The organism is Burkholderia pyrrocinia (assembly GCF_022809715.1).
GTDB lineage: Bacteria > Pseudomonadota > Gammaproteobacteria > Burkholderiales > Burkholderiaceae > Burkholderia > Burkholderia pyrrocinia_C.
This window is the reverse complement of the sequence record NZ_CP094460.1, coordinates 1,955,933-1,981,164: the sequence shown is the minus strand read 5'-3', so window position 1 is coordinate 1,981,164 and position 25,232 is coordinate 1,955,933. Positions and strand designations below refer to the sequence as shown.

Below are 25,232 nucleotides of genomic sequence, written 5' to 3'. Positions count from 1 at the left end.
ACCTTTTTATTTCGCCGACAACTTCCGCCACAGCGTCGTCTTGCTGATGCCGAGCATCGCGCATGCGCGGTCGCGGTCGCCGCCGCACGCGTCGAGCACCGCGCGGATCTCGTCGGCTTCCGCGCGGCGGCGGCGCGCGTGCAGCGTCTGCGCATCGTCGGTGTCGATGGCGTCGGGCGGCGCCGCGAACAGCTCGGGCGCGATCGCCTGCAGCGCGTCGGGATCGAGCGCGGCGCACGCGGCGGCCGGATCGTTTTCATCGGCTTCCTCGGCGAGTTCCACCGCGATCCGCTCGATCACGTTCTGCAGTTCGCGCACGTTGCCGGGCCACCGGTAGCGCGCCAGCGTTGCCTGCGTCGCGCCGAGCACGCGCGCGGCATCGCCGGCGTCGCGCAGGCGTTCGGCGAGGCGCGGCTCGCGCCGCGCGGCCTGCACGAGCAGCGTCGCCGCGAGCGCGGGGATGTCGGCCGCGCGCTCGCGCAGCGGCGGCAGGCCGACGTTCAGGATGTTGAGCCGGTAATAGAGATCCGCGCGGAACGTGCCGGCCTCGACGGCCGCGAGCAGCGGACGATGCGTCGCGGCGATCACGCGCACGTCGATGCGGATCGGCTCGGTCGAGCCGAGGCGGATCACCTCGCGCTCCTGCAGCACGCGCAGCAGCCGGCTCTGCAGCGACGGCGGCATTTCGCCGATCTCGTCGAGAAACAGCGTGCCGCGGTGCGCGGCCTCGAACAGGCCGGTCTTGCCGCCGCGCCGCGCGCCGGTGAACGCGCCTTCCTCATAGCCGAACAGCTCGCTCTCGAGCAGCGCTTCCGGAAACGCGCCGCAATTGACCGCGACGAACGGGTAGCTGCGCCGCGCGGACAGCGCGTGCAGGCTTTGCGCGATCATTTCCTTGCCGGTGCCGCTTTCGCCGAGCACGAGCACGGTCGCGTCGGATTTCGCGTAGCGGCGCACGAGGTCGCGCACGCGCGCCATCGGCGCCGATGCGCCGATCACGTCGTCGAGCGCATAGCGCGCCGCGAACTGCTGGGTGGTCGGCTGCGAACGCAGCGCACGGTCGAGCCGTTCGACCGCGCGCGATTCCTGGAACGTCAGCACGCTGCCCGACGTGACGCCGCGATCGACGAGCGGCCCGCGATGCACGACGTAGCGCACGCCGCGCACGGTCGCGAGCGCGTCGCCGTCCTCGCCGCGCAGCGTGCGCAGCTCGGGCCGCAGGTCGACGAGCGCTCGGCCGACGGCCGCCGCGGGTTCGACCCCGAGCGCCGACGCGAGCCGCTCGTTGATCGCCTCGACGCGGCCGCGCGCGTCGAGCGCGACCACGCCGTCGCGCAGGTGCTGCAGCAGGTTGTCGAGCCGCTGGCGGCGGAATGCCTCGGCGTGCGTCGCATACGCGACTTCGAGCGCCGTATCGACGGCCTTGCGCACCGACGCATGCGAATACAGGAACACCGCACCCATGCCGGCACTGGCCGCGAGGTCGGTGACGAGGCCGGGGCCGACGATCGTCTCGATGCCGCGGTCGCGCAGGTCGTGCACGCAGGCTTCCGCTTCCTGCGCGGACTGATATGACGCAAACTGCACGTCGAGGCCGTACGCGGCGACGAAGCGGCGCACTTCGGGCGGCGTTTCCCCGGCGCTGACGAGCGCGATCCGCGACGCGTCGCGCCGGGCGCGCGCAAGCGCCTGCATCACGTCGAAGCCGGTCGGCGACACGACCACGACCGGCACCTGCGCACGCGTCTTCAGGAAGGCGCCGTTCGAGCCGGCCGCGACGATCACGTCGGGCCGCGCGGCGCCGGCCTCGGCGATCGCGCTGAGCGCATCCTCATACGCGCGCGTCACGATGCGCACGTCGGCGCGTTCGTCGAATTCGCCGGCGATCTCGCGAAAGAAGTCGCGCAGGCGGCTGATGCCCATCGCCCAGATGCGCGGGCGCGCCGCGCGATCGGCCGGGTCGACGGGCTTGGTCGAGGAGAGGTCCATGACGGTCGATTATGCGCGCGGGATTTCATTTTTGAAACATGAAATTGCCGAATTGAAATCGCCGGGCGCTGCATCGCCCGCGCCGGTTGCTTAAGAATCAGTGGGTTAGCGACGTTTCGCGAGCTGGCCCGGTCCTTGCTGTTATCGGGCATTCCTTCAGGAGGCCGTTCATGAGCAACACGCATCTTCAGAGCGCCGGCGCGAAATTCCGCGCGGCAGTCGCGGCCGAGCAGCCGCTGCAGGTGGTCGGCGCGATCACCGCGTACGCGGCCAAGATGGCGCAGGCCGTCGGCTTCAAGGCCGTGTACCTGTCGGGCGGCGGCGTCGCCGCGAACTCGCTCGGGATCCCCGACCTCGGCATCAGCACGATGGAAGACGTGCTGATCGACGCGAACCGGATCACCAACGCAACCGACCTGCCGCTGCTCGTCGACATCGATACGGGCTGGGGCGGCGCATTCAACATCGCGCGCACGGTCCGCTCGTTCATCAAGGCCGGCGTTGCTGCCGTGCACATGGAAGACCAGGTCGGCCAGAAGCGCTGCGGCCATCGTCCGGGCAAGGAAGTCGTGCCGGCCGACGAAATGGTCGATCGCATCAAGGCCGCGGTCGACGCGCGCACCGATGACCAGTTCGTGATCATGGCGCGTACCGATGCGGCCGCTGCCGAAGGGATCGATTCGGCGATCGAGCGCGCGGTCGCGTACGTCGAAGCCGGCGCCGACATGATCTTTCCGGAAGCGATGAAGACGCTCGACGACTACCGCCGTTTCAAGGCGGCCGTGAAGGTGCCGATCCTCGCGAACCTGACCGAGTTCGGCTCGACGCCGCTGTTCACGCTCGACGAACTGCGCGAGGCGAACGTCGACATCGCGCTGTACTGCTGCGGCGCGTATCGCGCGATGAACAAGGCCGCGCTGAACTTCTACGAGACGCTGCGCCGCGACGGCACGCAGAAGGCGGCCGTGCCGACGATGCAGACGCGCGCCGAGCTGTACGACTTCCTCGGCTATCACGAATACGAGCGCAAGCTCGACGAACTGTTCGCGCAGGGCAAGAAGTAACGCGGCCCGCGCGCCGGGGCATGGTTCCCGGGAAGCTTTGCATGGGACCGAACCAGGCGCCAAAGCGCCAAGTGCGGTCGACAGCTTTGCATGGGACCGGACTAAGCGCTGAAGCGCCAAGTCCGGTCGACACGATACATATTGGAGAACGGAAACATGAGCGAGACGAAAGACGCAGCAGCACCCGCCGCCGCAGGCGCATTCAAGCCGAAGAAGTCGGTGGCGCTCTCGGGCGTGACGGCCGGCAACACGGCGCTGTGCACGGTCGGCAAGACCGGCAACGACCTGCACTACCGCGGCTACGACATTCTCGATGTGGCCGAGTCGTGCGAATTCGAGGAAATCGCGCACCTGCTCGTGCACGGCACGCTGCCTAACCTGACCGAACTGGCTGCGTACAAGACCAAGCTGCGCGCGCTGCGCGGCCTGCCGAGCGCGCTGAAGGCGGCGCTCGAGCAGATCCCGGCATCCGCGCACCCGATGGACGTGATGCGCACGGGCGTGTCGGTGCTCGGCACCGTGCTGCCGGAGAAGGACGATCACAACCTGCCGGGCGCGCGCGACATCGCCGATCGCCTGATGGCGTCGCTCGGCTCGATGCTGCTGTACTGGTATCACTTCTCGCACAACGGCAAGCGCATCGAGACGGAAACCGACGACGATTCGATCGGCGGCCACTTCCTGCACCTGCTGCACGGCAAGACGCCGTCGAAGTCGTGGGTCGAGGCGATGCACACGTCACTGATCCTGTACGCGGAGCACGAATTCAACGCGTCGACGTTCACCGGCCGCGTGATCGCGGGCACGGGCTCGGACATCTACTCGGCGATCACCGGCGCGATCGGCGCGCTGCGCGGGCCGAAGCACGGCGGCGCAAACGAAGTCGCCTATGAAATCCAGAGCCGCTACAGCTCGCCGGACGACGCCGAAGCGGACATCCGCCGCCGCGTCGAGAACAAGGAAGTCGTGATCGGCTTCGGCCACCCGGTCTACACGATCTCCGATCCGCGCAACAAGGTGATCAAGGGCGTCGCGCACAAGCTGTCGAAGGAAGCGGGCGACACGAAGCTGTACAACATCGCCGAGCGCCTCGAATCGGTGATGTGGGAAGCGAAGAAGATGTTCCCGAACCTCGACTGGTTCAGCGCGGTGTCGTATCACATGATGGGCGTGCCGACCGCGATGTTCACGCCGCTGTTCGTGATCTCGCGCACGTCCGGCTGGAGCGCGCACATCATCGAGCAGCGCATCGACAACAAGATCATCCGCCCGAGCGCGAACTACACGGGCCCGGAAGACCTGCAGTTCGTGCCGATCGAGAAGCGCTGATCGGGCGCCCGAGGGGAGGCCGGTCGGCTTCCCCCGCTCATGAATTCCCAGCTTTCCCCCACATCATGAATACCGCCAACCGCAAACCCCTGCCCGGCACGTCGCTGGACTATTTCGACGCGCGCGCCGCGGTCGAAGCGATCGCGCCCGGCGCTTACGACACGCTGCCGTACACGTCGCGCGTGCTCGCCGAAAACCTCGTGCGCCGCTGCGATCCGGCAATCCTCGCCGATTCGCTGAAGCAGATCATCGAGCGCAAGCGCGAGCGCGACTTCCCGTGGTTCCCGGCGCGCGTCGTGTGCCACGACATCCTCGGGCAGACGGCGCTCGTCGATCTCGCCGGCCTGCGCGACGCGATCGCGGACGGCGGCGGCGACCCGGCGAAGGTGAACCCGGTCGTGCCCGTGCAGCTGATCGTCGACCACTCGCTCGCCGTCGAATGCGGCGGCTTCGATCCGGACGCGTTCGCGAAGAACCGCGCGATCGAGGATCGCCGCAACGAGGATCGCTTCCACTTCATCGAGTGGACGAAGAAGGCGTTCGAGAACGTCGACGTGATCCCGCCGGGCAACGGCATCATGCACCAGATCAACCTCGAGAAGATGTCGCCGGTGATCCAGGCGCAGGATGGCGTCGCGTATCCGGACACCTGCGTCGGCACCGACAGCCACACGCCGCACGTCGACGCGCTCGGCGTGATCGCGATCGGCGTCGGCGGTCTCGAAGCGGAGAACGTGATGCTTGGCCGCGCGTCGTGGATGCGCCTGCCCGACATCGTCGGCGTCGAGCTGACCGGCAAGCGCCAGCCCGGCATCACCGCGACCGACATCGTGCTCGCGCTGACCGAGTTCCTGCGCAAGGAAAAGGTGGTCGGCGCGTACCTGGAATTCCGCGGTGCGGGAGCCGCGAGCCTCACGCTCGGCGATCGCGCGACGATCTCGAACATGGCGCCCGAATACGGCGCGACGGCCGCGATGTTCTTCATCGACGGCCAGACGACCGACTACCTGCGCCTCACCGGCCGCAGCGACGAGCAGGTGAAACTCGTCGAGACCTATGCGAAGGCGGCGGGCCTGTGGGCCGATACGCTGGACAACGCGCAATACGAGCGCACGCTGACGTTCGACCTGTCGAGCGTCGTGCGCAACATGGCCGGCCCGTCGAACCCGCACAAGCGGCTGCCGACGTCGGACCTCGCCGCGCGCGGGATCGCCGGCCAGTGGGAAGAGAAGGCGGGCGAGATGCCCGACGGCGCGGTGATCATCGCCGCGATCACGAGCTGCACGAACACCAGCAACCCGCGCAACGTGATTGCCGCGGCGCTGCTCGCACGCAACGCGAACGCGCGCGGCCTCGTGCGCAAGCCGTGGGTGAAGAGCTCGCTCGCGCCGGGCTCGAAGGCGGTCGAGCTGTATCTGGAAGAAGCGAACCTGCTGCCGGAACTCGAGAAGCTCGGCTTCGGCATCGTCGCGTTCGCGTGCACGACCTGCAACGGGATGTCGGGCGCGCTCGACCCGAAGATCCAGCAGGAGATCGTCGATCGCGACCTGTACGCGACGGCCGTGCTGTCCGGCAACCGCAACTTCGACGGCCGCATCCATCCGTATGCGAAGCAGGCGTTCCTCGCGTCGCCGCCGCTCGTCGTCGCGTATGCGATCGCCGGCACGATCCGCTTCGACATCGAGAAGGACGTGCTCGGCCACGACCAGGACGGCAAGCCGGTCACGCTGAAGGACATCTGGCCGACCGACGAGGAGATCGATGCGATCGTCGCGTCGAGCGTGAAGCCCGAGCAGTTCCGCAAGGTCTACGAGCCGATGTTCGCGCGCAGCGCCGATGCGGGCGAGCGCGCGGCGCCGCTGTACGACTGGCGGCCGCAGAGCACGTACATCCGCCGTCCGCCGTACTGGGAAGGCGCGCTGGCCGGCGAACGCACGCTGCAGGGCATGCGCCCGCTCGCGGTGCTCGGCGACAACATCACGACCGACCACCTGTCGCCGTCGAACGCGATCCTCGCGAACAGCGCGGCCGGCGAATACCTCGCGAAGATGGGCTTGCCCGAAGAAGACTTCAACTCGTACGCGACGCACCGGGGAGACCACCTGACCGCACAGCGCGCGACCTTCGCGAACCCGACGCTGATCAACGAGATGGCGGTGGTCGACGGCGCGGTGAAGAAGGGCTCGCTCGCGCGCGTCGAGCCGGAAGGCAAGGTCATGCGGATGTGGGAAGCGATCGAGACGTACATGAATCGCAAGCAGCCGCTGATCGTCGTCGCCGGCGCCGACTACGGCCAGGGCTCGTCGCGCGACTGGGCCGCGAAGGGCGTGCGGCTCGCGGGCGTCGAGGCGATCGCCGCCGAAGGCTTCGAGCGGATCCACCGCACCAACCTGATCGGGATGGGCGTGCTGCCGCTCGAGTTCAAGCCCGGCACGAACCGGACGACGCTCGGCATCGACGGCACCGAGACCTTCGACGTGATCGGCGAGCGCAAGCCGCGCGCCGACCTGACGCTGGTGATTCACCGCAAGAACGGCGAGCGTGTCGGGGTGCCGATGACGTGCCGGCTCGATACGGCCGAGGAAGTGTCGATCTACGAAGCCGGCGGCGTGCTGCAGCGCTTCGCGCAGGACTTCCTCGAATCGTCGCAGGCGGCGTGACGGGAAGGCGGTAAAGGCGGTTTCGCGCGCCGTGGCGGCGCGCGGAACGAAGGGGCCGGTTGTCGCGGCGGCGCAGGGGCGCCGGTCGCGCGGCCGGCCCGATTCGGTTTGCTGCGCATGGCTTCGGCATGCGAAGCATCGGGCGGGAAGCGGCGCCGACGCGCCGGTTCCGGCCGACCTGGGATAAAACGGACATGGCTCACATTCCTCAAATCAGGATTCCCGCGACCTATATCCGCGGCGGCACCAGCAAGGGCGTGTTCTTCCGGCTGCAGGACCTGCCCGACGCGGCGCAGGCGCCTGGCGCCGCGCGCGACGCGCTGCTGCTGCGCGTGATCGGCAGCCCCGATCCGTACGGCAAGCAGATCGACGGGATGGGCGGCGCGACGTCGTCCACCAGCAAGACGGTGATCGTGTCGAAGAGCACGCGCCCCGGCCACGACGTCGACTACCTGTTCGGGCAGGTCGCGATCGACAAGGCGTTCGTCGACTGGACCGGCAACTGCGGCAACCTGTCGGCGGCGGTCGGCCCGTTCGCGATCAGCGGCGGGCTCGTCGATCCCGCGCGCGTGCCGCGCGACGGCATCGCGACCGTGCGGATCTGGCAGGCGAACATCGGCAAGACGATCGTCGCGCACGTGCCGGTCACGAACGGCGCGGTGCAGGAGACGGGCGACTTCGAGCTGGACGGCGTCACGTTCCCGGCCGCCGAAGTGCAGCTCGAATTCATGGATCCGGCCGCCGAGGAAGAGGGGGCGGGCGGGTCGATGTTCCCGACCGGCAACCTCGTCGACGATCTCGCGGTGCCGGGCGTCGGCACGCTGAAGGCGACGATGATCAATGCGGGGATCCCGACGATCTTCGTCGAGGCGGAGGCGATCGGCTATACGGGCACCGAGCTGCAGGACGCGATCAACGGCGATGCGAAGGCGCTCGAGAAGTTCGAGACGATCCGCGCGCACGGCGCGCTGCGCATGGGCCTGATCGATACGCTCGACGAAATCGCGACGCGGCAGCACACGCCGAAGATCGCGTTCGTCGCGAAGCCCGCCGACTACGTCGCATCGAGCGGCAAGCGCGTGAACGCGGGCGACGTCGACCTGCTGGTGCGCGCGATGTCGATGGGCAAGCTGCATCACGCGATGATGGGCACGGCGGCGGTCGCGATCGGCACGGCCGCGGCGATCCCCGGCACGCTCGTGAATCTGGCGGCGGGCGGCGGCGAACGCAACGCGGTGCGCTTCGGGCATCCGTCGGGCACGCTGCGCGTCGGCGCGGAAGCGCAGCAGCAGGAGAACGGCGAGTGGACCGTCACGAAGGCGATCATGAGCCGCAGCGCGCGCGTGCTGATGGAAGGCTGGGTGCGGGTGCCGGGCGACGCGTTCTGATCGTTGCCGGTTGTATCGGTGGAAATGCGGGCGGCTGCGGCCGCCCGCGTCGTTTCGGCTAGCCGTGCAGGAAGCGGCGCAGCGCGTCGTGGCTGAGGCGGCGTGCCGTTTCGGAGAGTCGCGCGTCGGGCACGATGTCGAAACCGTGCACGCCGCCGGGGAGCACGTGCAGTTCGGTCGGCACGCCGGCGCGGAGCAGCCGCCGCGCATAGTCGAGGTTTTCTTCGAGGAACAGGTCGAGCGAGCCGATCGACAGGAACGTCGGCGGCAGGCCGTCGAGCTTTTCCGCGCGCGCGGCGGCGGCATATGGCGACACGCCGTCGAGGCCCGGCGCGTGGCCGAGCAGCGACGTCCAGCCGAACCGGTTGTTGGCCGCGTGCCAGACGAACTCGCCGGCATGCGGATGCGGCATACGCGTACAGGTGCGGTCGTCGAGCATCGGGTAGATCAGGTGCTGGAACGCGAGCAGGTATTCGCCGCGGTCGCGCGCCAGCAGCGCCAGCGCGGCGGCGAGCCCGCCGCCTGCGCTTTCGCCCGTCACGCCGATGCGTGCCGGGTCGATGCCGAGCGTTTCGGCATGGCGGAAGGTCCACGCGAGGCCCGCGTAGCAATCCTCGATCGCGCCGGGGAACACCGTTTCCGGCGCGAGACGGTAGTCGATCGAGATCAGCACGCAGCCGAGCTGTTTGACTGCCTGGCGATGAATGGCCTCCAGGTCCTTCGCCGCGCCGCGCACGTAGCCGCCGCCGTGCATGTGGACGATCGCCGGGAGCGGTCGCGCGGCGTCGTCGGGCGTGTAGATGTGGAGCGGGACGTCCGGCGCGCCGGCGGGGCCGGGCACGGCGCGGCGCTCGAGCGTGCTGCCGGCCGAGTCGGGCGGCGGTAGCGGCAGCACGCGCTCGCGCGCCTGCGCGAGGTTGTCGGCGCTGAGCGTGACGGTCGGCCACACGTCGAGCAGCGGGCGGATTTCGGGATCGACGAGATGCAGGGTGTCCAAGCGGTTGCTCCGTGATTGGGTGGCGGCGATAACGGACGAACCGGCGTCGCCGCAGCGGGGCTCGGGGGCCGGCATGCCGCCGCGATCATGTCCTTCCGGCAGGCCGCAGCAGGCGGGCGGTGCCGCCGGATGCATGTGATGTGCGGCACGACAGTGGGCTGACATTGCCGCCGACGAGCAAGTTCCCGCGGTGGCGCCGACCGGCGCGACATCGTCGTCGTGATGCGTCGTGCGCGGCCCGCGCGGCGCGGATGCCTACAGCACGCTGCGTGCAACGACCCAGCGGTGCACCTCGCTCGGGCCCTCGAAGATGCGCATCAGCCGCGCTTCGCTCGCCATCTGCTGCAACGGCAGTTCCTTCGTCATGCCCATCGCGCCGAGCGTCTGCATCGCGTGATCGATGACGGTCCACGCCATTTCGGTCGCGAACACCTTGACCATCGAGATCTGCGTGCGCGCATCCTGCCCTGCATCCACCCGTGCGGCCGCTTCATAGGTCATCAGGCGGCACGCGTGGATGCGGGTCAGCGCATCGGCCACCCACCACTGGACGGCCTGGCGCTCCGCGAGCAGCACGCCGAACGTCGTGCGCTGCTTCGCGTATTCGCACAGCAGCGCGACCGCGCGCTCGGCGCGGCCGATGCACCAGGCCGCCATCTCCAGCCGCCGGTTCGACAGCCGCCCCTGCATCGGCACGAAGCCTTCGCCTTCGCGGCCGAGCAGTTGCGTGGCGGGAAGGCGGCAGTTTTCCAGCACGATCTCGTAGGTGGACAGCCCGCCGATCATCGGAATCCGGCGCTCGATGATGAAGCCCGGCGTATCGCGCTCGACGATGAAGGCCGAGATGCCGCCGCGCTTGCCCTTGCTGCGGTCCGTCAGCGCCATCACGATCGTCCAGTCGGCTTCGCTCGCGTGGCTGATCCAGATCTTGCGCCCGTTCAGCACCCAGCCGTCGCCGTCGCGCTCGGCAGTCGTCGACAGCGTGCTCGGGTCCGAGCCGGCACCTGGTTCGGAGATGGCCATCGCGGAGCGCGTGACGCCGCGCGCATAAGGGTCGAGATAGCGGGCGCGCTGCGCGTCGTCGGCCGCGTCGCACAGCATCCTCAGGTTCGGTGAATCGGGCGGCAGCACGTACGGCGTCACGGTCGTGCCGATCGCTTCGTTCACGCCGACCATCGCGACTGCCGACAGGTCCGAGCCGCCGGCGTCGAGCGGTGCATCGAGCCCCCACAGGCCGAGCTGCCGCGAGCGTTCGTCGAGCCGCGCGCGCTCGTCGGCGAGCAGCACGAAGCGCTGGCCGTCCGCCTCGCGCGCCATCACGGCCGTTTCGAGCGGAATCAGCTCGTCGTTCACGAAGCGCGCGACGAGGTCCTTGATCATCCGGTGTTCGAGTTCGAGTTCGAAGTTCATGTGCGGATCAATGAGTGAGTGAAGGAAACCGGCGCGGTCAGCGCGCGGCTGGAAGCGGCGCCGCCCGCGCGCGCAGCGTGCCGAGCAGCGCCACGCAGCCGGCCGCGAGCAGCGCCGCGTTGAAATAGAGTCCGCCGCGCATCGACCCGGTGACCGTGTTGAGCACGCCCATCAGGAACGGGCTCGCGAACCCGCCGATCGCGCCGGACATCGTGATCGCCGCGATCGCGACCGCCATCGAGCGCTTGGGCAGCGCGAGCCCCGGCAGCACCCAGAACGCGGGCAGCGCCGCAGCGTGCGCGGCGACCGCGATGCAGAGCGCGATCATCAGGTGCGGCGTGCCGTCGACGCTCGCCAGCCCGGCGAGTGCCGCCGCGCAGGCGAGCATCGCGACCGCGCCGTGCCCGCGCCATTCGCGCCGGCGCTCGGTGCGCCAGCCCATTCCGAGCATGCCGACGATGCCGCACAGGTAGGGCAGCGTGGACAGCAGCCCGATCTGCATCGCGCCATGCAGGCCGCCGCGATGCAGGATCACGGGCATCCAGAACACGAGCGCGTAGCCGGCGGCCGCGATCGCAAAATTGGCCGCGCACAGCAGCCAGAAATCGCGGTGCGCGAGCAGCGGCCGCGCCGTGTCCGCATCCGGCGTGCCGGCTTCGGCATGCGCGTGTGCGGCGCGCAGTGCGGCCTTGTCGGCATCCGACAGCCAGCGTGCGTCGTCCGGCCGGTCGTCGAGAAACCGCAGCGCGACGATGCCGATCGCGCTGCTCGGCAGCCCTTCCACGAGGAACAGCCATTGCCAGCCGCTCAGGCCGGCTGCGCCGTCGAAGAACGTGAGGATCGCGCCCGACACGGGCCCGGCGATGAGCCCCGCGAGGTACAGCGCCGTCATGAAGAGCGCGAACGCCTTCGCGCGCTGCTTCGGCGGATACCACGCGCCGAGATAGAACAGGATGCCGGGGAAGAAGCCGGCCTCGAACACGCCCAGCAGGAACCGGCACGCATAGAACTGCGCGGGCGTCGTGACGAACATCGTCGCGGCCGAGCCGAGCCCCCACAGCACCATGATTCGTGCGATCGTCCTGCGCGCGCCGATCCGCACGAGCAACGCGTTGCTCGGAATCTCGAATGCCATGTAGCCGATGAAGAAGATGCCCGCGCCGAGCCCGTAGACGGCGTCGGAGAAGTGCAGTTCGGCGGCCATCTGCGCGTGCGCGAAGCCGATGTTGATCCGGTCGATGAACGACAGCGTGTAGCAGAGGATCAGGAACGGCAGCAGCCGGCGCGAGATCCGGCGGTAGAGCGCCCGCGTCGCGCCATCTTCGACGGCGGTCGGGTGGGTGGAAAGGGTCTGGGTCATGGGCACTCCGTCAGAAGCGGTGAACGATGCCGAGCGCGAACACCTGCTCGGTGCCGCCCGGTTGCGGCTGCAGGCCGGCGACGACCGTGTTGCGTGCGTTGCCGCCGTTCTTCAGGTAGAGATAGCGCGCGTAGAGCGAAGTCCGCTTCGACAGCGGATGGTCGTACCCGACGCCGAGCGCGGTCGCGTCGTTCGCCGAGCCTTTCACGTCGCGGCGCACGACCGACACGAGCACGCGATCGAGCGCGCCGACGTTGATCGATGCGCCGACGCTCGCGGTCGAGAACGCGGGCAGGTTCGGCGCCGTGCTGACGCCATGGAGAAACGCGGCGTACAGCTTGACGCGCGCGAATGCGTAGTTGGCCGCGAACACGTAATGGCGGGTCGTCGACGGGTAGACGACGGGCGACAGGTTGCCGGCCGACACGTCGCCCTGGAAGCCCGCGCCGAGATAGAGCCCGCCGATCCGGTACTGAAGCCCGGCGCCATAGTTGCGTCCGGCCTGCGTGGACAGCGCGTTCGGCGTCGGAAAGCCGTACGTGGCCATCACGCGCAGGCCGTTCCAGTCGGGGCCGAGATACGACGCCGCCTGGTTGAAGCGCGGAATCGGCGGCGTCGTGTTGCTCGTGATCGTGTCCGTCGACGTCGCGAGCAGCGCGAGCGGCGACATTCGCTCGTTGAGTCCGAACGGATCGCCGTCGTACACGACGTAGAACGCAGGCGTGTATTGCCGGCCGAGCCGGAGGTCGCCGTAGCGGGTGCTCTGCAGCGACACGTATGCCTGCCGGTAGAACAGCGTGCCGCCCTGGAACGATCCGTCGGCAGGCGAGAAGCCGCTTTCCAGCACGAACTTCGTCGACGTGCCGCCGCCGAGATCCTCGACGCCCGTCAGCCCGATGCGGCTGGTCGCCGATCCGCCGCCGCTCTGCCGCACGCTCGACAGGCTGCCGATGCGATCGAATTCGACGTAGCTGTCGACGATCCCGTACAGCGTGACCGACGACGCTTGCGCCGGCGACGCGCAAAGCACGCACGCGCCGACCAGGAATGCTTTCCGTTGCATGAAGGTGTCTCCGTTCCATGTTTTTTTTTGGCGCGCCCGCGTTCTGGGAGCGGTTGCGCGCGTCGTGTCGCCCGTTGTGCCGCGTCGGGCTCAGCGGCCCTTGAATACCGGCTTGCGCTTCTCGAGAAACGCGCGGGCGCCTTCGATCCGGTCCTCGCTCGCATAGACGTCGGGGCCGACGTCCAGCCGCAGCGCCGCGGCAACCGGCAAGCCCTGGCTGCGTGTCGCGGTTTCCTTGATGCGGCGGATCGTGAGCGGCGCGTTCGCGGCGATCGTCAGCGCCAGTTCGCGCACCGTGTCGTCGAGCGCGGCGCCGGGTACGACGCGGTTCAGCAACCCGGCGCGCTGCGCTTCGTCCGCGTCGAAGCGGCGGCCCGTGAACAGCAGCTCCATCGCGACGGCGCGCGGCAGCATGCGCGGCAGCAGCACGCTCGCGAAGTTCGCGCCCATGCCGACCCGCGCTTCGGGCAGCGCGAAATACGCGTGATCGGCGGCGATCCGCAGATCGCAGGCGAGCGCGATTTCAAAGCCGCCGCCGACGGCGAAGCCGTTGATGGCCGCGATGGTCGGCTTGCGCAGCTCCAGGATCAGCTCGTGCACGTTGCGTGCGAGCCCGCGCATCGGCCGCATCCCGCGCATCTCGGGATCGCCGAGATCGATGCCCGCGCTGAAGGCGCGTTCGCCGGCACCGCGGATGACGATGACGCGAATCGCCGGGTTGTCGTCGAGCGTGACCAGTTCGTCGCACAGGCGCCGGATCGCTTCGGCGGACAATGCGTTGGCGACGTGCGGGCGATGGATCGTCAACCATGCGATGCCGTCGTCGTCGTTGCGCAGGATCGACGGGGCGTCGTTGTCCGTCAGCGAAGAAAACGTGCTCGACGTGGTCATGACGTGCTCCCGGTCGCGGTTGCGCGCGTGTCGTGGAGCACGCCCGCCTGCCGCAACGCATCCCGACGGGCCGCGTCGATGCCGAACGCATCGAGCACGGCGTCGGTGTCGGCGGCGAACGGCCGGGGCGGCCGGCGTATCGATCCGGGTGTGCGGGAGAGTTTGGCCGGGATGCCCGCGCCGGTGTACGCATCGGTATTGACGAACATCGCGTTGCGCGCCGCCTGCGGATGACCGAATGCATCGGCCACGGTGTTGACCGGCCCCGTCGCGACGCCCGCGTGCAGCAGCCGTTCGACGACGTCGTCGGCGCTCAGTTCGGCGGTCAGTTGCCCGAGCAGCGTATCGAGCGCGTCGCGATGCGCGACGCGCTGCGCGTTGGTCGCGAACCGCGGATCGCGCGCAAGCTCGGGCACGCCGAGCGCTTCGACGAGCCGCGCGAACGTGCGGTTGTTGCCGGCGCCCGTCGCCACCGGCTTGTCCTTGCACGGATAGACGCCGTACGGTGCGATCGCGCCATACACGTTGCCGGTCGCGACGGGAACGTCACCGGTTGCCATCCAGCTCGTGCTGACCGGGTGCAGCATCGACAGTGCGGTGCTGAACAGGTCGATGTCGACGTGCTGCCCGAGACCGGAGCGCGTCCGTTCGACCAGCGCGAGCAGGATGCTCGACACGGCGCTCAGGCCGGCCGCGAAATCGACGACCGGAAACGGCACCTTGAGCGGCATGCCGCCCGGTTCGCCGTTGATCGACATGAAGCCGGCCAGCCCTTGCGCGACGGCGTCGTAGCCCGGAAACCGCGCGAGCGGGCCGTCGGTGCCGTATCCGGAGATCGAACAATGCACGAGGCGCGGGAAGCGTTCGCGCAGGCAGTCCTCGTATCCGATGCCCCAGCGTTCGAGCGTGCCCTGCTTGAAGTTGTCGACCAGCACGTCGGCCGTCTCGAGCAGGCGGAACAGCACGTCGCGTCCGTCGGGATGCGACAGGTCGAGCGCGAGATTGCGCTTGTTGCGGTTGAGCCCCCAGTAGTAGCTGGAGATGCCGCCCGGCATCGCGGGCCCCCAGTCGCGCGTCTCGTCGCCTTGCGGCGGTTCGATCTTGATGACGTCCGCGCCGTGGTCCGCGAGCGTCTGCGCGCAGAACGGCCCCGCATAAACGCGGCTCAGGTCCACCACGCGCACTCCCGCGAGCGCGCCTTCGTTGTTGCTGGTCATGACGATGTTTCCTTCGATGTGGGATTCGATGGTCCGGCATGCCGGCACGCGCCGGCCGCACGGCGTTCGACGCGCCGCCGGTTCAGCCGCGCGCGGCGAACAGCGCGTTCACCGCCGCGCGATGTTCGGGTGTGGCGTGCGCGAACGCCTGGTACGAGGCCGACAGGTCGAGCAGCGTGTCGAGGCTCGCGTGCCGGCCTTCGCGCAGCAGCCGCTTGGTCAGGCGCAACGCGGTGCCCGAGTGGCGGGCGATGCGGCCGGCCAGTTCGTGCGCGTGCGCGAGGAGGTCGCCGTCGGGAACGACGCGCGACACGAGCCCGCAGCGCAGCGCCGCCTGTGCGTCCAGCGCGTCGCCCGTGAACGACATTTCCGCGGCGACGGCGGCGCCGACGATCTGCGGCAGGAACCACGCGCCGCCGTCGCCCGGCACGAGGCCGAGCGTGATGAAGCTCTCGGCGAAGCGTGCGCTGTCGGCGGCAATGCGGATGTCGCACATGCATGCGAGATCGGTGCCGGCGCCGATGGCCGGGCCGTTGACCGCCGCGATGGCCGGCACTTCGAGCTGCTGGAACGCGTGCGCCACGCGCTGTATGCCGCGGCGATAGCTCGTCCGGATCGCCGCGAGATCGTGCGGGTCCGATTCGATGAACGCGCGCATCGTCTTCACGTTGCCGCCCGACGAAAACGCCGCGCCGGCGCCGGTCAGGATCAGCACGCGGATCGATTCGTCGCGGTTCGCGTCGTCGCAGCATTCGGTCAGCGCGTCGATCGCATCGGTGTCCGAAATGGCGTTGCGGGTTTCGGGACGGTTCATCGTGACGGTCAGGATCGGTCCCTGCCGTTCGCGGATCAGAAAGGCTGCCATGGTGTCTCCGTGAGTTCTGTGCCGCGGGACTTCACGCCGCGGGTCGAAGCCTAGTATCGTCACGACGGTTGGCGGCGGGAAATTCCATTCCACATATGTGGAAGGCCCCGTCCCGGTTGCGTGCGGAGAGGCGGGATGAGCGGAAACGTGGTCAAGAGCGCGGCGCGCGTGTTCGAGGTGCTGGAACTCTTCAGCACATTGCAGCGGCCGCTGAGCGTGCGCGAGATCGCCACGCGCTGCGGCTATCCGGGGTCGAGCGCGGCGGCGCTGCTGACCAGCATGAAGGCGCTCGGCTATCTCGCGTACGACGACGCGACGCATGCCTATGCGCCCACCGCGCGGCTCGTCAATCTCGGCGAAGCGCTCGTCGATTCGGCGGCAGGCAGCCGGCGACACTGGCACGCCGTCGCGATGCGACTGGCGGCCCGCACGCACGAGGCGGTCGTGATCGCGGTGCAGAGCGATCTGTACGTGCAGTACATCGACGCGGTCGCGGGTTCCCATAGGATTCCGATCCAGTTCTATGCGCCGATCGGCACGCGCCGCGAGATCTGCATGTCGAGCCTCGGCTGGGCGCTGCTGAGCATCCAGCCGGACAGCACGATCCGCCGGCTCGTGGCGCGCAGCATCCGGCGGTTCGGGAAGTCGGGCAGGACGATCGACGAGGACATCGTGCTGGACAAGGTCGAGCAGACGCGCCGGAACGGCTATTCATATTCGGCGCATACGGTGACGCAGGGCGCCGCGATGGTCTCGATGGTGATCGCGGACGGCTGGAACGGTCTGCCGCTGGCGATGGGCGTGGCCGGGCCTGTCGAGCGGATCGACGCGCATCGCGACGCGATCGTGCGGGCGATGCGGGAAGCGCTGGCCGAGCGCGCCGACGAGGCGGCCGGCTAGCCGCGCGAGGCCTGCTCGCGCGCCGGGCCTTGCCGGCATCGGGCGCGTGCCGGTGCCTGACGGCGATCGAGGGCGCGCGATGGCGATGCGGCCGGGACGTCGGTCCCGTGTATCGGCCCGGTCATCGTTCGTGCCGCGCCCGTCGCACGCATTCGCATAGAATCGATGCGTTTCCTTGCCCCTGTCCCGGTTGCATTTCAGCGAGGTCGCAATGCCATTGAACGCGCCGCTTGCCGGCATCCATATCGTCGAATTCGAAGGTCTCGGCCCCGGCCCGCTCGCGGGCTGGATGCTCGCCGGGATGGGTGCGCGGATCACGCTGATCGCGCGCCCATCCGGCCGCACGAGCGCGCCGGACGCGCTGCGGGGCCGCGACGGCGACCTGCTGCGCGAAGGCAAGGCGATCGTCGAGCTCGATTTGAAGGCGGCGGCCGGCCGCGACGCCGCGCTCGAACTGATCGCGCAGGCCGATGCGCTGATCGAGGGGCTGCGGCCCGGCGTGATGGAGCGGCTCGGCCTCGGGCCCGAAGATTGCGCACGCCGCAACCCGAAGCTCGTGTACGGGCGGATGACCGGCTGGGGCCAGCACGGCCCGCTCGCGGCCGCGGCCGGGCACGACCTGAACTATGTCGCGCTGACGGGGCTGCTGTCGCTATCGGCACCGAACGACGGTAGGCCGGGCCTGCCGCCGACCGTCGTCGGCGATGCGGGCGGCGCGCTCGGGCTCGCGTTCGGGATCGTCTGCGCGCTGTTCGACGTGCGCGGCGGCGGGCCGGGGCGCGTGGTCGACGGCGCGATCGTCGACATCGTGTCGATGCTCGGTTCGCTCGCGCTGTGGGCGCGTGCGAACGGGCAGCTCGACGGCGCGCAGCCGAGCCTCTTTCATGACGCGCCGTTCTACGACGTGTATCGCTGCGCGGACGGCGAATGCGTGACGATCGGCGCGCTCGAGCCGCCGTTCTATGCGCTGCTGGTCGAACGGCTCGGGCTGACCGACGTCGATCCGGCGTCGCAGTACGACCGCGCGCGCTGGCCCGCGCTGAAGGCGCGTTTCGCCGACGTGTTTGCGCAGCAGCCGTCCGCGCACTGGCGCGCGCTGCTCGAAGGCACCGACGCGTGTTTCGCGCCGGTATTGAGCGTGGCCGACGCGGCGCGGCATCCGCACAACGCGGCGCGCGGGATCTATCGGACCGACGAGAACGGCAACGTGCGGGCGCGCGTGGCGCCGCGGTTTCTGCCGCTGACGGCAGACGACGCGGGTTAGCGGCGCGGAGGCGCGCCGTTGCGCGGTATCGGATGCCGACCGCTCGGGCCGTGTTCAGGCGGTTTCATCAGGCCGTTTCTTCAGGCGTATCCGGCATCTTGCCGTCGCCGACGCGGTTGATCGTGCCTTGCGCGATCGCGACGAGCCGCTCGTGATCGCCGTCGATGACGAACACATGACACTGGCAGGTTGCCTGGTGCCGGCCCGCGTAGACGAGCTTCGCGCGGGCGACGAGCGTGCCGTTCACGGCCGGCCGCAGGTAGTTGATCTTGTATTCGGCCGTGATCACGCGCGGGCCGAGCACGAGCGCGCCGGCGAACGTCAGCGCGTTGTCGGCGAGATAGCTGATGACGCCGCCGTGCACGAAACCGTGCTGCTGCCGCAGCTCGTCGCGCACGTGCAGGCACAGCGACACCTCGTTGTCGCCGATATGCATCAGCTCCGTGCCCAGCAGCATGCTGAACGGTTGCGCACGCAATGCGCCGCGCGCGTGGTCCGTGATGTCGGTCATCGCCTTCCCTCGAAATGAGTGCCCGCTTGCGCTGAACTCTAGGAAGGGGGCTGAGGATAAGCAAGGAAATTCGTCCGCGATTCCTGCAATTGCCGGCGCGATGTGACGCGATTATTGCGTCGAATGCAGGAGATGTTCTTGTTTGCGGGCGATTCGACGGGAATGCGCGAGCGAAGCGCGTCACTGGCCCGCGTTGCTGGCCGCACCTCGCCGGCCGCACCTGAGTACCCGCTCCTAAAGTCCGACGAAGAAATGCCGCTAATGCCGGGGCATTGCCTCATCGTCCGCTCTCCAGGAATCTCCCCATGTTCGGAAAAATCAAGCTCGCGTCGGGTCTGCTCGGCGTGTTGACCGTGTTTTGCCTCTTCCTGTTCGCGATCGAAGCGCTCGGCTTCCGGGCGCTCGCGTCGACGCGCAGCGGCGTCGACGATCTGTCGAACGTCGCGATCGCGCAGGTCAACGCGGCCAACCAGGCGACCGAGCACCTGCTCGACGCGCGCATCAACCTGTCGCGCGCCGGCACGCGGATGGTGCGCGGCGGCCCGAAGCCGGAGGACATCATCCGCCATGCCGGCGCTTCGCTTGCCGACGCGGACAAGGCGTTCGCCGCGCTGACGGCCGCGCAGCCGGTCGACGACACGAACCGCACGCGCGTCGCGGCGCTCGCGGAGCGCTATCGCGCGCTGCGCGGCGCGCTTGGCGAACTCGTGCAGTTCCTCGACGCCGACAACATCCAGGCCTTCCTCGACCAGCCGACGCAAGGCATCCAGGATGCCTACATCGCCGAACTGCATCGCTTCGCCGAATACGGCAGCGCATCGAGCCGCACGGCGCTCGACACGATCGACGGCGGCATACTCTGGTTCAAGTCGGTCGGCATCGCGCTGCTGGTGGCGATGCTCGCGGCGAGCGCGGCGATCTACGCAGCCGCGCGGCGCGCGGTCGTCGCGCCGCTGGATGAAGCGGGCCGCCATTTCGAGCGGATCGCGCAGGGCCGGCTGGACGAAGCCGTGCGGGCGGGCGGCGTATTCGAGATCGACCGGATGCTGCGCGGCCTCGCCGCGATGCAGACGAGCATCGCGGGCACCGTGCGCACGGTGCGCCACGCGTCCGATGCGATCCACCTCGGCGCGGGCGAGATCGCGGGCGGCAACGCCGACCTGTCGGCGCGCACGGGCACGCAGGCCGCATCGCTCGAGGAAACGGCCGCGAGCATGGAGGAATTGACCGCGACCGTCCGGCAGAACACCGACAGCGCACGCGCGGCCAGCGCGCTGGCCGACGCGGCGCTCGAAGCGACGAGTCACGGCGGCGGCGTGGTCGACAGCGTGATCGACCGGATGCGCGGCATCGCGCAGAGTTCGGGGCGGATCGCGGAGATCATCTCGGTGATCGACGGCATCGCATTCCAGACCAACATCCTCGCGCTGAACGCCGCGGTCGAGGCCGCGCGGGCCGGCGAACAGGGGCGCGGCTTCGCGGTCGTCGCGGGCGAAGTGCGCTCGCTCGCGCAGCGCAGCGCGCAATCGGCGAAGGAGATCAAGGTGCTGATCGAGGATTCGGTCGCGCAGATCAACGGCGGCGCGGAACTCGTCGAGCGCGCCGGCGATGCGATGCGGACGGTGTCGGCATCGATCACGCGCGTCGTGCAGACGATGTCCGAGATCACGGCCGCGTCGGTCGAGCAGAGCGTCGGGATCGAGCAGGTGAACCAGGCCGTCACGCAGATGGATCAGCTGACGCAGCAGAACGCGGCGCTGGTGGAGCAAGTCGCGGCGGCGGCTGCGTCGCTGAACGACCAGACCGCGCACCTGATGCAGGCGGTGTCGGTGTTCGAACTCGGCGATGTGCGCGGCGAACGCGCCGCACGTGGCGAACGCGCGGCGCCGTCGTTTGCCGACGCGGGTTACGAACCGGCCGGCAGCGCCGCGTAGGCGGTCGCGAGATGGTAGGGCGTCGTCGACGGCATGTCGGCGCGCGACACCTGCCCGTCCGCCGTCTTGCACTCGAACCAGCCGCGCGGATGCAGGAAGCGCGCGGCGAAGCGCTCGATCTGCTGCGCGAGCGGCGCGGAGGCCGGCGTGCCGCCGTGCGTCGCGAGCGCGCGCAGGTACTCGGTCTGCGCCCAGATCCGCTGCGTGCCGTCGATGCACGCGCCTTGCGCGTCGAGCGCCGCGCAGACGCCGCCCGTCTGCGCATCGACGCCGTATTGCTCCGCGAACGTGAACGCGCGCGACAGCGCGTCGGGGAGCCCGGTCTGCGCGAGCCGTGCGCCGGCCGCATCGACCAGATAGAACCACTCGAATTGATGGCCGGGCTCGAAACGGTTGTCGGCCGCCCCGAGCGGCAGCTCGGCCACGCAGCCGGTTGTCACGTCGACGAACGTGCGCTCGACGGCCTGCGCGGTGCGTGCGAGCGCGTCGTCGAACGCCGCGTCGCCGAAGGCGTCGGCGGCCGCGAGCCACGCTTCGGTCAGGTGCATCAGCGGATTCTGCAGCGCGCCGCTGCCGGATGACGAGAAATCGGCGTGGCGCGCCGCATCGAGCAGCGCGTCGCCGTGGCACGGCGCGAAGCGGTCCTGGATCAGCGCGGCGGTTTCTTCGGCCACCGCGCGCGCGGCGGCGTCGCCCGACGCCGCATGCCATGCGGCGCACGCGAACACGATGAACGCATGCGTATAGAGATCCTTGGTGGTATCGAGCGGCGCGCCCTGTGCGTCGACGCTGTAGATCCAGCCGCCGTGGCGCGCGTCGCGGAAGCGGCTGCACAGCGCGTCGAACAGCGTGGCCGCGTGTGCCGTGTCGCCGGCCTGCGCGAACACGAACAGTTGCCGCGCGCAGGCCATTGCGCGATAACGGGTGACGGGCAGCGGCGCGTGGGTGGCCGGATCGACGGCCTCGAACGGCAGCCGCAACGTGTGGTCGAACCCTGAACCCCGCCAGATCGGCAAGACGACGTGCGCGAAATGGTGGCGCAGCTGGGCGGCCTGGGCGGAAGCGGAGTCGGAAACGGACATGACGGGGTTGAGCGCTTGGTTCGAAACGTGTCGGCGCGGCCCGGATCGGCGCGGCCGGGGCCAAGGATAAAACATTCCGCGCGGCCGGCACCAGAAAAAGGAGATAAATCGGATGCTCAGCAACCTGGAACTCGTGATGCGGCTCGTTCTCGCGGCGGCGCTCGGCAGCGTCATCGGCTTCGAGCGCGAGCGCCTGTCGTGGGCGGCCGGCCTGCGCACGCACATGCTCGTGTGCGTCGGCTCGACGCTGATCATGATCGTGTCGGCGTTCGGTTTCGCCGACGTGCTCGGCAGCAGCGAGCACATCGTGCTCGATCCGTCGCGGATCGCCGCGCAGGTCGTGTCGGGTATCGGCTTCCTCGGCGCGGGCTCGATCCTGCTGCGCGGCGAGATCGTGCGCGGGCTGACGACGGCCGCGAGCCTGTGGTCGGTCGCCGCGATCGGCCTCGCGGTGGGCGGCGGCCTCTACGTCGCGTCGATTTCGGCGACGATCATCATCCTGATCATCCTGGCCGGCATCAAGCCGCTGGAGCGGCGCTATTTCACGGTGCGCCAGCGGCGCCAGCTTGCGCTGACGGTGGTGAGCGGCGCGCTGACGTTCGATTCGCTGCACGCGGCGCTCGGCCCCGACAGCGCGCGCGTGAAGCAGTTCATCGTGCAGCGCGCCGACGACACGGGCGAGCACGACGAGGTGCGCATCGCGCTCGCGCGGGTGTCGGAGCTCGAATACCGGGCGATCTGCGACAAGCTGCGCGCGTTGCGGGGCGTCACGCGTTTCGAGGAAGGGAACGGGTTGTCGGGCGACGAATAGGCTGAATCGGTTGCGGGGCGTGCGACAATGGCCGGCCACCGATTCCGTTCGACTTCCGGTTCCGCGCTCGCGGGGCCCGCTATCCGATCTCCATGACCGAATCCGTTTCCACGCCTCGCTCCCGTTCCCGTTCCAATCGTTCGTCGGCCCGTTCCCGCCAGCGCTCGGCGGCTGCCGCGGGCAGCACGTCCGCGAGGGCGACGTCGCGGCCCGGCAGCGCGCCGGCCGGCGATGCGCCGCGGGACGAACTGACGCTCGACCTGTTCGGCGATCCGGTGCTCGAGCCGGGCGAGCGGGTGCCGGTCACGGCGCGCGACGAAGCGGCTGCGGAAGCCGAAGCGGCGGCCGGTGTCGCGGACGATGCGGCCGCCGGGCGGCAGGCCTCGCTGGACGGGTTCAGCGCGCCGGAGGCTGCGAGTGCGGCGGGACATGCGGAAGCTGACGGCGCGGTGAAGCCGGAAGTCGCGGTGGCGACCGGCGGTGTTTCGGCGCCAGAAGGTGGCGCTACTGTGAAAGCGGACGGTGTGACTGCGGCTGATGGCGTTGCGATGAAGGTCGACGATGTGCCTGCGGCCGATGGCGTTGCAACGAAGGCAGCCGATGTGCATGCGGCCGATGGCGTTGCAACGAAGGCGGCCGATTTGTCTGTGGCCGATGGCGCCACAGTGACGGCAACCGGGCTACAAGCGGCAGATGTCGCCGCGGCAAAGACGGCCGATCGGCAAGCGACTGATGGCGAAGGCGCGAAAGCTGCTGTCGAAGCGGCGGCCGGCGTCGCGGCCGTCAAATCCCGCGAAGGGCGATCTTCCGGTGACGCAGTGAAGGAGCGCCGCTCGTCGTCGGGCGGCAAACGCCGGGCGGCTGCCGGCGCAAGCGACGCGACGCCGGTGCAATCCGCGCCGGTTGCGACGAGCGTCGACAAGGCGCCGGACGCGACCGGATCGAACCCGGCGCCGGACGCCGCTTCGACAGTCGAGCCGCAGACGCCGGCGCAACCGGTCGAGCCGGCGACCCCCGCGACCCCCGCGAACATCCGTGACGCTGCCCCGACCCACGCCTCGCCGTTGCCGGTCACGCAGCCTGTCGCTTCGGCCGCGTCCTTCGTGACGAAGCCGTCGTCGGAACGCACGCAGCCGGCAGCGCCGGCCTTCGATCCTGACACGCACCTGCGTCCGCTGACCGACCGGCTCGCCGCGTTGCAGGCCGACATGGACGGTTTGACGCGCGCGGCCGATCGCGAGATGCGCCGCGTCAACCGCCTGTTGCTGGCGCTGGCCGTCGTCGTGCTGGCGGGGCTCGTCGCGCTGATGCTGCAAACGCGGCAGATCGCGCACCTGAAGCAGGACGCGGCCGCCAAGCAGCAGCGGATCGATCGCCTGGCGGCCGATCTGTCGACGCAGCAGGCGACGTTGTTGACGCTCGAGGAGCACCACGAAGCGCTCCTGTCGCAGGTCGACCGGCTTCAGCGCAATGCGAACCGCGACGCGGCCGTCGCGAAGCGTGCCCGCCGCACGCGCTGATCGTTCCGACCCTATCCTGGAAGCCCGACGGGGCAAGGATCGCCGTTCCGCGCCTGCGATCGGTGGCGGCGCGCGTGCGGCAAACTGATGCGGTGTACTGGCAGAGTTCAGGGAAAACCCTTAGAATGGAGTCCATCTAAGGGAAAACCCTAGACACAACCGTCAGGAGTCTCACATGAGCTTCATCCTTGCCCTGCTGCAAAAGATCGACGACCTGTTCGTATCGCCGCACCTGCCGCTCGACGCCGAATACTCGTACGCTGCACGTCATGTCGAAGCCGAGCGCGTGCGCCGTGCGCATCTCGTGCCGATCGTCCTGTATCGTCGCTGATTCGCTGATTCGCTGATTCGCTGATTCAGCGCGGCGCCTGCCGTACCTGCCTGCCCGCTTTCCGCCGCCGCATCGCGCGCCGGCGCGACGGTCCCGCTACACTGGAAGTCTGATTCCCTTCACGGCGACCGGGCCATGCTGCAGATGCGGCCGATGACGGCCGGCGAATTCCACGCGTACCGCACGCGAGCCATCGACGGCTACGCGCGCGATCTCGTTTCATCCGGACAAAATGCTGTCGAAGACGCGGCCGATCGTGCGCGCGCCTGTTTCGACACGCTGCTGCCGGACGGCCTGCGGACATCCGGCCAGACACTCGTCATGCTCATCGACGGCGCCACCGGCGACGCGGTGGGCGACCTCTGGTACGCGATCGTGCCCGAAGGGCCGAACCGAACGCTGTTCATCTACGATCTCGACATCGTCCCGTCCCGGCGCCGCCAGGGCTGGGCCACGCGCGCGCTCGATGCGCTCGATGCCGAGGCGCGCCGGTACGGCATCACCGAGATCGGGCTGTCGGTGTTCAATCACAACACGGCGGCCCGCGCGTTGTATCGTGCGTGCGGCTTCGCGCCGATCACGACGACATTGATCAAGCCGGTTATCCCGGGCTGAATCCGCTGGCCCGCGCTGCGTCGTCACGTGC

Annotated in this window: 21 protein-coding genes; 11 read left to right on the top strand and 10 right to left on the bottom strand. The window is 69.3% G+C overall.

What is annotated here, in order from left to right:
• Positions 1 to 6: 6 nt before the first annotated feature.
• Positions 7 to 1,989 (bottom strand): propionate catabolism operon regulatory protein PrpR, encoded by a 1,983-nt coding sequence (prpR, locus tag MRS60_RS25760; RefSeq protein ID WP_034181626.1) that lies wholly within the window; start codon positions 1,987 to 1,989, stop codon positions 7 to 9.
• A 170-nt stretch (positions 1,990 to 2,159) separates the two neighbouring features.
• Here prpR and prpB point away from each other — a divergent pair, with 170 nt between their 5' ends.
• From prpB to prpF, 4 genes are all read left to right on the top strand, one after another.
• A complete protein-coding gene (prpB, locus tag MRS60_RS25755) occupies positions 2,160 to 3,053 on the top strand; it encodes a methylisocitrate lyase (RefSeq protein ID WP_105390560.1) in 894 nt (297 codons plus the stop codon).
• 156 nt (positions 3,054 to 3,209) lie between these two features.
• A complete protein-coding gene (prpC, locus tag MRS60_RS25750; RefSeq protein WP_034181628.1) occupies positions 3,210 to 4,382 on the top strand; it encodes a bifunctional 2-methylcitrate synthase/citrate synthase in 1,173 nt (390 codons plus the stop codon).
• A gap of 65 nt (positions 4,383 to 4,447) precedes the next feature.
• Positions 4,448 to 7,042 carry a Fe/S-dependent 2-methylisocitrate dehydratase AcnD gene (acnD, locus tag MRS60_RS25745; protein ID WP_175749615.1) on the top strand — a complete coding sequence of 865 codons (2,595 nt, stop codon included), beginning with the start codon at positions 4,448 to 4,450 and terminating at the stop codon, positions 7,040 to 7,042.
• 194 nt (positions 7,043 to 7,236) lie between these two features.
• On the top strand, positions 7,237 to 8,430 hold the full coding sequence (gene prpF / locus MRS60_RS25740; protein ID WP_105390635.1) for a 2-methylaconitate cis-trans isomerase PrpF: 1,194 nt from the start codon (positions 7,237 to 7,239) through the stop codon (positions 8,428 to 8,430).
• 58 nt (positions 8,431 to 8,488) lie between these two features.
• Here prpF and MRS60_RS25735 read toward each other — a convergent pair whose 3' ends face one another.
• The 7 genes from MRS60_RS25735 to MRS60_RS25705 form a co-directional block, all read right to left on the bottom strand.
• Positions 8,489 to 9,427: an alpha/beta hydrolase gene (locus MRS60_RS25735; protein ID WP_243565801.1), complete on the bottom strand. Its 939-nt coding sequence runs from the start codon at positions 9,425 to 9,427 to the stop codon at positions 8,489 to 8,491.
• A 255-nt stretch (positions 9,428 to 9,682) separates the two neighbouring features.
• On the bottom strand, positions 9,683 to 10,837 hold the full coding sequence (locus MRS60_RS25730) for an acyl-CoA dehydrogenase family protein (RefSeq protein WP_105390556.1): 1,155 nt from the start codon (positions 10,835 to 10,837) through the stop codon (positions 9,683 to 9,685).
• Between the two features lie 37 nt (positions 10,838 to 10,874).
• The gene (locus tag MRS60_RS25725) at positions 10,875 to 12,197 is read right to left on the bottom strand and encodes an MFS transporter (RefSeq protein ID WP_243565800.1); all 1,323 of its coding nucleotides are present in this window, start codon (positions 12,195 to 12,197) and stop codon (positions 10,875 to 10,877) included.
• 10 nt (positions 12,198 to 12,207) lie between these two features.
• A complete protein-coding gene (locus MRS60_RS25720) occupies positions 12,208 to 13,260 on the bottom strand; it encodes a porin (RefSeq protein ID WP_034181634.1) in 1,053 nt (350 codons plus the stop codon).
• Between the two features lie 90 nt (positions 13,261 to 13,350).
• Positions 13,351 to 14,151 (bottom strand): enoyl-CoA hydratase/isomerase family protein, encoded by an 801-nt coding sequence (locus MRS60_RS25715; RefSeq protein ID WP_243565799.1) that lies wholly within the window; start codon positions 14,149 to 14,151, stop codon positions 13,351 to 13,353.
• Positions 14,148 to 15,368 (bottom strand): CaiB/BaiF CoA transferase family protein, encoded by a 1,221-nt coding sequence (locus tag MRS60_RS25710; protein WP_034181635.1) that lies wholly within the window; start codon positions 15,366 to 15,368, stop codon positions 14,148 to 14,150. Before MRS60_RS25710 ends, MRS60_RS25715 begins: the two co-directional genes overlap by 4 nt.
• Before the next feature lie 82 nt (positions 15,369 to 15,450).
• Positions 15,451 to 16,233 (bottom strand): crotonase/enoyl-CoA hydratase family protein, encoded by a 783-nt coding sequence (locus tag MRS60_RS25705; RefSeq protein ID WP_034181636.1) that lies wholly within the window; start codon positions 16,231 to 16,233, stop codon positions 15,451 to 15,453.
• Between the two features lie 135 nt (positions 16,234 to 16,368).
• On the opposite strand from MRS60_RS25705, the gene MRS60_RS25700 reads away from it, so the two are divergent.
• Positions 16,369 to 17,133, top strand: coding sequence for an IclR family transcriptional regulator (locus MRS60_RS25700; RefSeq protein WP_034181637.1), 765 nt, complete (start codon positions 16,369 to 16,371; stop codon positions 17,131 to 17,133).
• A gap of 211 nt (positions 17,134 to 17,344) precedes the next feature.
• Positions 17,345 to 18,397, top strand: a complete 1,053-nt coding sequence (locus tag MRS60_RS25695) for a CaiB/BaiF CoA transferase family protein (RefSeq protein ID WP_034181822.1) — start codon at positions 17,345 to 17,347, stop codon at positions 18,395 to 18,397.
• A 67-nt stretch (positions 18,398 to 18,464) separates the two neighbouring features.
• On the opposite strand, the gene MRS60_RS25690 is transcribed toward MRS60_RS25695, so the two are convergent.
• Positions 18,465 to 18,908: a PaaI family thioesterase gene (locus MRS60_RS25690; RefSeq protein WP_034181638.1), complete on the bottom strand. Its 444-nt coding sequence runs from the start codon at positions 18,906 to 18,908 to the stop codon at positions 18,465 to 18,467.
• A gap of 305 nt (positions 18,909 to 19,213) precedes the next feature.
• Here MRS60_RS25690 and MRS60_RS25685 point away from each other — a divergent pair, with 305 nt between their 5' ends.
• Positions 19,214 to 20,842, top strand: coding sequence for a methyl-accepting chemotaxis protein (locus MRS60_RS25685; protein ID WP_034181639.1), 1,629 nt, complete (start codon positions 19,214 to 19,216; stop codon positions 20,840 to 20,842).
• On the opposite strand, the gene MRS60_RS25680 is transcribed toward MRS60_RS25685, so the two are convergent.
• Complete coding sequence (locus MRS60_RS25680) at positions 20,815 to 21,924, bottom strand: AGE family epimerase/isomerase (protein WP_243565798.1); 1,110 nt, start codon at positions 21,922 to 21,924, stop codon at positions 20,815 to 20,817. The two genes, MRS60_RS25685 and MRS60_RS25680, sit on opposite strands and share 28 nt — an antisense overlap.
• A 112-nt stretch (positions 21,925 to 22,036) precedes the next feature.
• Here MRS60_RS25680 and MRS60_RS25675 point away from each other — a divergent pair, with 112 nt between their 5' ends.
• The 4 genes from MRS60_RS25675 to MRS60_RS25660 all read left to right on the top strand — a co-directional run bounded on the left by MRS60_RS25675 (position 22,037) and on the right by MRS60_RS25660 (position 25,201).
• Positions 22,037 to 22,735, top strand: a complete 699-nt coding sequence (locus MRS60_RS25675; RefSeq protein WP_034181641.1) for an MgtC/SapB family protein — start codon at positions 22,037 to 22,039, stop codon at positions 22,733 to 22,735.
• 92 nt (positions 22,736 to 22,827) lie between these two features.
• Complete coding sequence (locus MRS60_RS25670; RefSeq protein ID WP_243565797.1) at positions 22,828 to 24,255, top strand: flagellar hook-length control protein FliK; 1,428 nt, start codon at positions 22,828 to 22,830, stop codon at positions 24,253 to 24,255.
• Positions 24,256 to 24,430: 175 nt separating this feature from the next.
• A complete protein-coding gene (locus tag MRS60_RS25665; RefSeq protein ID WP_165948122.1) occupies positions 24,431 to 24,586 on the top strand; it encodes a hypothetical protein in 156 nt (51 codons plus the stop codon).
• A gap of 135 nt (positions 24,587 to 24,721) precedes the next feature.
• Entirely contained in the window at positions 24,722 to 25,201 is a 480-nt protein-coding gene (locus MRS60_RS25660) for a GNAT family N-acetyltransferase (protein ID WP_105390546.1), read from the top strand.
• Positions 25,202 to 25,232: the final 31 nt, after the last annotated feature.

Coding starts and splice junctions, on each gene's coding strand:
- MRS60_RS25705 (WP_034181636.1), bottom strand. CDS start 16,233: ATGGCAGCCTTTCTGATCCGCGAACGGCAGGGACCGATCCTGACCGTC.
- MRS60_RS25660 (WP_105390546.1), top strand. CDS start 24,722: ATGCTGCAGATGCGGCCGATGACGGCCGGCGAATTCCACGCGTACCGC.
- MRS60_RS25730 (WP_105390556.1), bottom strand. CDS start 10,837: ATGAACTTCGAACTCGAACTCGAACACCGGATGATCAAGGACCTCGTC.
- MRS60_RS25710 (WP_034181635.1), bottom strand. CDS start 15,368: ATGACCAGCAACAACGAAGGCGCGCTCGCGGGAGTGCGCGTGGTGGAC.
- MRS60_RS25690 (WP_034181638.1), bottom strand. CDS start 18,908: ATGACCGACATCACGGACCACGCGCGCGGCGCATTGCGTGCGCAACCG.
- MRS60_RS25670 (WP_243565797.1), top strand. CDS start 22,828: ATGACCGAATCCGTTTCCACGCCTCGCTCCCGTTCCCGTTCCAATCGT.
- prpC (WP_034181628.1), top strand. CDS start 3,210: ATGAGCGAGACGAAAGACGCAGCAGCACCCGCCGCCGCAGGCGCATTC.
- prpB (WP_105390560.1), top strand. CDS start 2,160: ATGAGCAACACGCATCTTCAGAGCGCCGGCGCGAAATTCCGCGCGGCA.
- MRS60_RS25695 (WP_034181822.1), top strand. CDS start 17,345: ATGCCATTGAACGCGCCGCTTGCCGGCATCCATATCGTCGAATTCGAA.
- MRS60_RS25685 (WP_034181639.1), top strand. CDS start 19,214: ATGTTCGGAAAAATCAAGCTCGCGTCGGGTCTGCTCGGCGTGTTGACC.
- acnD (WP_175749615.1), top strand. CDS start 4,448: ATGAATACCGCCAACCGCAAACCCCTGCCCGGCACGTCGCTGGACTAT.
- prpF (WP_105390635.1), top strand. CDS start 7,237: ATGGCTCACATTCCTCAAATCAGGATTCCCGCGACCTATATCCGCGGC.
- MRS60_RS25715 (WP_243565799.1), bottom strand. CDS start 14,151: ATGACCACGTCGAGCACGTTTTCTTCGCTGACGGACAACGACGCCCCG.
- MRS60_RS25725 (WP_243565800.1), bottom strand. CDS start 12,197: ATGACCCAGACCCTTTCCACCCACCCGACCGCCGTCGAAGATGGCGCG.
- prpR (WP_034181626.1), bottom strand. CDS start 1,989: ATGGACCTCTCCTCGACCAAGCCCGTCGACCCGGCCGATCGCGCGGCG.
- MRS60_RS25665 (WP_165948122.1), top strand. CDS start 24,431: ATGAGCTTCATCCTTGCCCTGCTGCAAAAGATCGACGACCTGTTCGTA.
- MRS60_RS25720 (WP_034181634.1), bottom strand. CDS start 13,260: ATGCAACGGAAAGCATTCCTGGTCGGCGCGTGCGTGCTTTGCGCGTCG.
- MRS60_RS25680 (WP_243565798.1), bottom strand. CDS start 21,924: ATGTCCGTTTCCGACTCCGCTTCCGCCCAGGCCGCCCAGCTGCGCCAC.
- MRS60_RS25700 (WP_034181637.1), top strand. CDS start 16,369: ATGAGCGGAAACGTGGTCAAGAGCGCGGCGCGCGTGTTCGAGGTGCTG.
- MRS60_RS25675 (WP_034181641.1), top strand. CDS start 22,037: ATGCTCAGCAACCTGGAACTCGTGATGCGGCTCGTTCTCGCGGCGGCG.